The 2534-nt window shown below is 71.7% G+C and carries 3 protein-coding genes; all 3 read left to right on the top strand.

What is annotated here, in order from left to right; translation table 11 throughout:
* Positions 1 to 45 precede the first annotated feature (45 nt).
* A complete protein-coding gene (locus JFN87_RS32840) occupies positions 46 to 807 on the top strand; it encodes a polysaccharide deacetylase family protein (RefSeq protein ID WP_245182849.1) in 762 nt (253 codons plus the stop codon).
* 122 nt (positions 808 to 929) lie between these two features.
* Complete coding sequence (locus tag JFN87_RS32835) at positions 930 to 2141, top strand: pyridoxal phosphate-dependent aminotransferase (RefSeq protein WP_209346123.1); 1212 nt, start codon at positions 930 to 932, stop codon at positions 2139 to 2141.
* 123 nt (positions 2142 to 2264) lie between these two features.
* Positions 2265 to 2534: SCO4983 family protein (locus JFN87_RS32830; RefSeq protein WP_443732211.1), on the top strand; the 270-nt coding region annotated here is incomplete at its 3' end.

Below are 2534 nucleotides of genomic sequence, written 5' to 3'. Positions count from 1 at the left end.
GGTGCCGCTGCTGCGCACCGCCGTCCAGCTGGAGCGCGCGCCCGGCTGCGCGGGGCCGGCCATGTGCGGGCGGGCGCGGGCGGTGACGGCAAGGACGCCGGCGCGCACGGCAGACCGCCCGCCACAGCGCACCACCCGTCCCCCTCGCGCACGCCGCTGCCGCGGGAGACGTCCACGCCCGACCCCGCGCTGCCGCCGCCCGTCGTGTCGATGGACATCGCGCACGCGGCGCTGAACGGCGGCAAGGCCGTCAACATCACCATCGACGACGGGCCCGACCCGACGTGGACGCCGAAGGTGCTCGAAGCGCTGGCGGACAACCACGTCAAGGCGACGTTCTGCATGATCGGGCCGCAGGCCGCCGCCCACCCCGAGCTGGTGAAGGCCGTCGTCGCCGCCGGGCACCGGCTGTGCGACCACACCGTGCACCACGACGAGGCGATGGACCACAAGAGCCGCGCCTACCAGAAGCAGGAGATACTCGCGGCCGCCGACCAGATAACGCGCGCGTCCGGCGGCGTGCGTCCCCTCTACTACCGCGCGCCGGGCGGCGCCTTCACCCCGTACAGCAGGCAGATCGCCGCCGCGGCGGGCCTGCGGCCGCTCGGCTGGAACATCGACTCGAAGGACTGGGAGCGGCCCGGCGTCCCGGCCATCGACGCCACGGTAAAAGACGAGCTGCCCAACGGGCCGACGATCCTCTTCCACGACGGCGGCGGCGACCGGCACCAGACCGTGGAGGCGCTGGAGGCCCTGCTGCCGTGGCTGCGCGCGCACGGCCACAGCTTCAGCTTCCCGGTGCGCTGACGCGGGCACGGGTTGGCCGGCGCGGGCGGCCGGCCCTCGCCCGCCTGCCGCCGTCCCACGGGCGGCCGAACGTGGGGAAAACCACGGCGCGGCATCCGGCACGCGCCCGTAGAGTTGCCGGCATGCAGGTGATCCAGTCGACCAAGCTCGCCAACGTCTGTTACGAGATCCGCGGCCCGGTTCTCGACGAGGCGATGCGCCTGGAGGCGGCGGGCCACCGCATCCTCAAGCTCAACACGGGCAACCCGGCGGCGTTCGGCTTCGAGTGCCCCCCGGAGATCCTCGAGGACATGCTCCGCAACCTCGCCACGGCCCACGGCTACGGCGACGCGAAGGGGCTGCTGTCGGCGCGCCGCGCGGTCATGCAGCACTACCAGACCAAGGGCGTCCACCTCGGCGTGGAGGACATCTACCTCGGCAACGGCGTCTCCGAGCTGATCCAGATGTCCATGCAGGCGCTGCTCGACGACGGCGACGAGGTGCTCGTGCCGGCGCCCGACTACCCGCTGTGGACGGCATCAGTATCGCTCGCGGGCGGCACGGCGGTGCACTACCGGTGCGACGAGCAGGCCGACTGGCAGCCCGACCTCGCGGACATCGAGCGGAAGATCACCGACCGCACCAAGGCGATCGTGATCATCAACCCGAACAACCCGACCGGCGCGGTCTACGGCACGGAGATGCTGACGGCCCTGACCGAGATCGCCCGCCGCCACCGGCTGGTCGTCTGCTCGGACGAGATCTACGACCGGATCCTCTACGACGGCGCCACGCACACCCCGACCGCCGCCGTGGCCCCCGACCTGCTGACGCTGACGTTCAACGGCCTGTCCAAGAACTACCGGGTGGCGGGTTTCCGCTCCGGCTGGCTGGCCGTCTGCGGCCCCAAGGGCCACGCCTCCTCGTACATCGAGGGGCTGACGATCCTGGCGAACATGCGGCTGTGCGCCAACATGCCCTCGCAGTACGCGGTGGCCGCCGCGCTCGGCGGCCGGCAGACGATCGACGACCTGGTGCTGCCGGGCGGCCGGATCCGGGAGCAGCGGGACACGGCGTACGAGCTGCTGACGCAGATCCCGGGCGTGACGTGCGTCAAGCCGAAGGGTGCGCTGTACCTGTTCCCGCGCCTCGACCCGGCGGTCTACAAGATCAAGGACGACCGGGAGATGGTGCTCGACCTGCTGCGGGCCGAGAAGATCATGGTGGTCCACGGTACGGGCTTCAACTGGCCGGAGCCCGACCACTTCCGCATCGTGACGCTGCCGCCCGCGTCGGACCTCGCGGAGGCCGTGACGCGCATCGGGACGTTCCTGGACGGCTACTCACAGCACTGAGGCAGGCGCCGGGGGCGTCGCATGGCCCTGCCGGGCCATTTCATGCCCCTCATCACTCGATACCACTCAACTTTAGACTGGTTCCAATGTAGGATGGTTTCCTGACCCTGCCAGGAGGCCACCATGTACGAGCCGATCCGCACGAAGTCGGTCCACTCGATGGCCGGCCCGCGCCCCGACGTCCCCCACCGAAGCCGCGAGGAGGAGCTGGATAGCCAGCTCGCCGGCTACCTGACGGCCCTCCTCACGGTGACGGACGAGCTCGGCCTCGACGAGGCCGCGGACCACGTCCTGCGGGAGATCGTCCGGCTGCGCGGCGCCGCGCCCGTGCGCGCGGCGGCGGACGACACTCCGTCGCACCGCGCCGACCTGCACCGCCGCGCGGCCGCTGCG

This window comes from Streptomyces montanisoli (assembly GCF_017813245.1).
In the GTDB taxonomy this organism is placed as follows: Bacteria; Actinomycetota; Actinomycetes; order Streptomycetales; family Streptomycetaceae; genus Streptomyces; species Streptomyces montanisoli.
Note: the sequence above shows the minus strand (reverse complement) of the source record. Positions and strands in the feature narration are given on the sequence as shown.